At 64.5% G+C, this 1,218-nt stretch carries 1 pseudogene; it reads right to left on the bottom strand.

What is annotated here, in order from left to right:
* Nucleotides 1-320 precede the first annotated feature (320 nt).
* Nucleotides 321-1,218 (bottom strand): annotated as a pseudogene (locus OC184_RS20255) (IS110 family RNA-guided transposase); the annotation flags it as partial.

Here is a 1,218-nt window from a genome sequence, read left to right as displayed (position 1 = left end):
CTTCGGTAACGGGGTCGTCCCAGTCAAGCGGTTTCACGCATGTGCCGTTGTCCGCAGAGCAGCGGCTTCAGGTTTGGTCTGATCGTCGTATTTCTGGCACAGCCGCCTTCGTCTGAGATCACCTGGGTGCATGCTTCGGTCCGTGGTCGGCGCGCAGGCCGCCAACATGATGCTGGTTCAATGCAGGCCCGATGTGCCCATCTCATTGGCGTGCTCGATGTGGTTCGGCAATAGTCCTGACCACGGCATCATCGGAACCGCGTCCCTTGGGGACCTCGAAGGCCTGCGGTCAGGCAGGCAACGGTGGAGCGCTCGGCCGATCAGGTTGCATGCGGAGCCTGGATCTCGGATTGGAAGGTGGTGCTATCAATCCATATCCGGTGCAGGATCACGCTGATGCGCCGGGCAAGGGCGACCATGGCCCTTTTCGGCCACGACGGCGCGCGACCTGCACTGCCCATGTTCTCAGCCACGTCGAGCGGCCACGATGCATCATGACCGTCGCCGCCTGGCACAGCGCCCGCCGCAGGTTGACGTCCCCTGCTTTGGTGATCCCGCCGGAGATGTCGCGTTCGCCTGACTGGTTGCGTGAAGGCGTGAGGCCGACCCATGGCCCGACCTTCTTCGACGACGTGAACCGCGAGGGATCATCAACTGCGGAACGGTAGGTCAGCGCCACGACTGCGCCCACGCCCGGCGTCGACATCAGGCGGTGACAGACAGGGTCGTCTTGCGCCAACTGACGGACCCGGAGTTCCAGTCCTGCAAGCTCCTGTCGAAGGGATGCCCGCGCCCGCAGCATCGGCTCGGTCGCGGCGAACAGCATCGGGTTGTCTGCCGTCAGTTCTCGGATGCGGCGCTCGAACCTGCCGCGGGAGATCGCGCCGACCCTCAGCCCGAAGTTCCGCAGCAATCCACGCAATGACAGTTCCAGAGTGATGAAGCCCTGCTGCACGGCTTTGCGGGCACTGAGCAGAGCGCGCACTTGCCTCGTGCCGAGACGGATTTGCAATGGACGGGCCGGAACCAGCCGAGATGAAGCAGGCGTGCAATGCCTTCGGCATCCCGTCGGTCCGTCTTGATCGGCATCGCCTTCAGAGCACCCTTCACCTGCCGGGTCTCCATCAGCACCACGCTCAGGCCCGCCTCGGTCAGCCCGCGGTGTAGCCATTGCGACAGGGGGCCGGCTTCGAGGTCAACGACGGCGATGGTGCCGTC

Source organism: Paracoccus rhizosphaerae (assembly GCF_026162645.1).
Classification (GTDB): Bacteria; Pseudomonadota; Alphaproteobacteria; order Rhodobacterales; family Rhodobacteraceae; genus Paracoccus; species Paracoccus rhizosphaerae.
This window is presented reverse-complemented; position numbering and strand designations above follow the sequence as displayed.